Origin of the sequence: Hyphomonas sp. (genome assembly GCF_046313735.1) — a bacterium.
Taxonomy (GTDB): domain Bacteria; phylum Pseudomonadota; class Alphaproteobacteria; order Caulobacterales; family Hyphomonadaceae; genus Hyphomonas.
The window spans coordinates 1-3,772 of sequence record NZ_JBKBXW010000064.1; the positions used below are offsets into that span (position 1 = coordinate 1).

The following is a 3,772-nucleotide window of genomic DNA, read 5'->3' on the forward strand; positions in this document are numbered from 1 at the left end:
CGGCCGGGCGGCTGCCGTCCACGGCGCGGCCCGTCACCTACCGCGCCTTTCTGGAGCTTGACCCGCGCGAGACGCATTTTTCCGGCTATGTCGAGATCGATATCGAGCTCACCGCCGCCGCGACCGGTCTCTGGCTGCACGGCGACGAGCTTGATGTCGCGCTGATCACCGCCACCGCCGGCGGCGAGACGCATGAGGCGACCTGGACCGAGGTGCTGGATACCGGCGTCGTCTGGGTCGGCTTCCCGCAGCGCCTTACTGCGCGCCGCCTGACCCTCGCCATCGACTATACCGCGCCTTTCGATACGAGCCTCGCCGGCCTGTTCCGGGTCGAATCGCAGGGCAAATGGTACGCGCTCGCCAAGTCCGAAAGCATCCAGGCGCGCCGGTTCCTGCCCGGCTTCGACGAGCCCGGCATGAAAGCCGTGTTCGAGATGACGTTCACCGTGCCGGAAGGCATGCATGCGATTGCCAACACGCCGGAAATCTCGCGCGAGATGGCCCAGCCGGGCTTCGAGACGATCCGCTTTGCGCCGACGCGGCCCTTGTCCACCTTCCTCCTCTCCGCCGCTGTGGGCGAGTTTGACCGGGTCGAGCGCCCGCCGCTGCCTGTAAACTCTGTGCGCAACTTCGAAGTCCCGCTCGCCGGCTACGCGCGGGAAGGCAAAGGCGAGGAACTCGCCTTCGCGCTCGACCTGACACCCGAGATGATGCGGGTGTTCGAGGAGATGCTCGGCCAGCCTTATCCCTATCAGAAGCTCGACATCATCGCCGCGCCGCAATGGCCGTCCGGCGCGACGGAGCTCGCCGGCGCGATCACCTACCGTGAGGGGCGCATCCTGAAAGGCCCGAATGCCGGGCCGGGCCAGATCCGCAGCCTGAAACAGATCCATGCGCACGAAATCGCGCATATGTGGTTCGGTAATCTCGTCACTCCGCCCTGGTGGGATGATCTCTGGCTGAAGGAGGCCTTCGCCAGCTGGAGCGAGTATTCGGTGCTGGCGATGATGGAGCCGGAGGAGAATCACGACCTCGCCTCCATCGTGCGCGGCCTGACGGCGATGGATCAGGACAGCCTGAACGGCGTGCGCGCCGTGGCCGAGCCGATTGCGCGCAATGAGGATATCCGCAACGCCTATGACGCGATCACCTATTCCAAGGGCCTGTCGATCATCCGCATGATCGACACCTATTATGGCCCGGATGTGCTGCGCCCCGCGCTCGGGCGCTACATTGCGCGCTTCGCGGACCGCAAGGCTGACAGCGCCACCTTCTATGAGGCCATTGGACGGGCCAGTGGCCAGCCGGAGATCGGCGAGGTCTTCCGCAGCTTCGTCACCCAACCCGGCGTGCCGGTCATCGAAGCGAGCCTCAGCTGCGGCGCAGGCACGCCGAAGCTCGCACTGTCGCAGAGCCGCTACCGGCCCCTGGGGTCCGAGATTGCGCCGGGTGGCCGCTGGGCCGTGCCGGTCTGTGTCGCCTGGCGTGATGGCGCGCTGGACGGCGAGGTCTGCACTCTGTTGCGCGAAACCAGCCGCACACTCGAGATCCAGGGCACGATCTGCCCCGAGATGGTCCTGCCGAATGCCGGCGGCACCGGTTACTACCGCTTCGATCTGACGCCGGAGCTCTGGCAGGGCCTGTCAGATGCGTTCGGCACGCTGCAGCCCGGCGAAGCGCTGGTCACGCTCGACAGTGCGCAGGCGGCGTTTGATGCCGGAAAGCTCGGCGCCGATGAATTCCTGGATGTGCTCGGGGCCGGGCTGGAGCATCCCTCGAATACCGTCATGATGTCTGCGCTGCGCAGCTGGTCGGCCCTGATCGGCCATCTCGAGGGCGACATGGCGGAGGCTGCCCGCAGCCAGGCCGCCGCAAGCGTTGACGGTATTTCCCCGCCTGCCGCGCCGGAAGCTGTCAGCCAGCTGCTCGCCTTCCGCGCCGGCGTTCTGCGCGATGCGGACAGCCGCAGCGGTCTCATTGCGGAACTCGAAGCCTTCATGGCGGGCACAGGCAGCCTCTCCAGCGATCTCTTCGTACCGGCCCTGCGCGCCGCGCTGGAGGAGGGCGGACGGCCGATGCTGGACCGCGTGATCGAGGCAGAGCAGCGCCTCGACGATGCCGTATTCCGCCAGGCGGTGGCGAGCGCCATTGGCTCGGTGGCCGAGACGGAGGATGCGCTGCACGTACTGGACCTGATCCGCTCAGGCGAGATCAGCCAGCAGGTCAGCCTGTCGGCGATGCAGAGCCTGATGGCCAATGCGCGCCATCGCCCCGACGTCTGGAACCGCATCTGGAGCAACTTCCCCGATTTCGTCGCAGTTATTCCGTCCCAGACCCGGCGCAACATGCCCCGCCTCGCGCGCGATTTCTGCGACCCGGCGGTCACGACGGACCTCGAAGCCCTGTTCGCAGGCGGTGAGCGCGCCCTGGCCGGCCATGAACGCGCCCTCGCCGAGACAAAGGAATACCTGACCCTCTGCGCCGCGCAGCGCGCGCATGCCCGCGCGTCACTGGACGGGAAGTTCTGAAAGCGCCTCAGGCGTTCTTGATCGTCAGGCCGCCATCGACCGGAATGTGTACGCCGTTGAGGAAGCTCGCCGCCGGCAGCACCAGCGACAGCGTCATGTGCGCCACCTCCTCCGGGATACCGTAGCGGCGCAGCGGGACGCGGCGCTTGGCATAGATTTCCTTATGCTCGTCGGAGATGCCGCTGGTGATGCCGGTGATGACCGGGCCGGGGCAGATACAGTTCACCGTGATGCCCTCGCGGCCGAGATCGACGGCGAGCCCGCGCGTCAGGCCGATCACCCCATGCTTGGCGGCCACATAGGGGCTGTTGCCCGGCGTCGCGCCCAGGCCTTCGGTGGAGGCGATATTGACAATCCGGCCCCAGCCATTCTGGCGCATATAGGGCAGGGCGGCGCGGATCGCCCGCTGGTGCGAGGTCAGCATGACATTGATCGACGCCCCCCAGCTGTCCTCATAGGTCTCCTCGCTGACATCCGCGATCTTCGCGAAGCCGGCATTGTTGACGAGGATATCGAGCCCGCCGAAATGCGCCGCGACCTCATCCACCACGCGCTTGATGGTGCCGCCGTCACTGACATCCAGCGTCCAGCCCTTCACATGCTCGATGCCCGCCTTGCGGATCTCGTCCACGACGATGTCGACATTTTCCTGCTTTAGGTCGGTCACCGCCACATTGGCGCCCTCGCGCGCGAAGAGGTGCGCGGTGGCGCGCCCCATGCCGCTTGCGGCGCCGGTGATCAGCGCGGTCTTGCCATTTATGGAGCGCGACAGCTCCTGATAGGGCGGCTGGGTCATGTATCTTCTCTCCGGAGTTTCTTAATGGTGCCTGAAAAGTTCAGGCAGGGGCGCCCTTCGGCCGTCACGATCCCGCGCACGAAGATTAGCGAGCCGCCTTCGCGCAGCACTTCGCCGCGCGCCTCGATCAGTTCGCCTTCGCGTGCCCCGTCCAGGAATTCGGAGGTGAAGGCAACGGTCAGCCCATAGGCGCCCTCCATCGCCATCTGCGCAATCGAGAACAGGGCTATATCCGCAAACGTCATCAGGCAGCCGCCATGCACGACGCCGCCGGCGTTCATGTGCTTGCGCTCTGCCCGGAAGGCCGCGACCGGGCCCTTGTCATCAACGCGGACATAGAACGGACCGGCGGCTTCGTATTCGAAGGGCTCGTCCGGCCAGGTCGTCCAGCCCGCAAACTCGCCTTCGCTCACCGTCACCGTCGCCATGCGGCCCCCACTGTCTGTTT

3 protein-coding genes are annotated in these 3,772 nt (G+C 66.4%); 1 reads left to right on the forward strand and 2 read right to left on the reverse strand.

All coding sequences use genetic code 11. The annotated features are described in order from the left end of the window. Positions 1-2,528: M1 family metallopeptidase (locus ACK4SV_RS16135; RefSeq protein ID WP_409918866.1), on the forward strand; the 2,528-nt coding region annotated here is incomplete at its 5' end. A gap of 7 nt (positions 2,529-2,535) precedes the next feature. On the opposite strand, the gene ACK4SV_RS16140 is transcribed toward ACK4SV_RS16135, so the two are convergent. Further along, a complete protein-coding gene (locus ACK4SV_RS16140; RefSeq protein WP_409918867.1) occupies positions 2,536-3,324 on the reverse strand; it encodes an SDR family NAD(P)-dependent oxidoreductase in 789 nt (262 codons plus the stop codon). After that, the gene (locus tag ACK4SV_RS16145) at positions 3,321-3,752 is read right to left on the reverse strand and encodes a PaaI family thioesterase (RefSeq protein ID WP_409918868.1); all 432 of its coding nucleotides are present in this window, start codon (positions 3,750-3,752) and stop codon (positions 3,321-3,323) included. The genes ACK4SV_RS16140 and ACK4SV_RS16145 overlap by 4 nt, the downstream gene beginning before the upstream one ends. Positions 3,753-3,772: the final 20 nt, after the last annotated feature.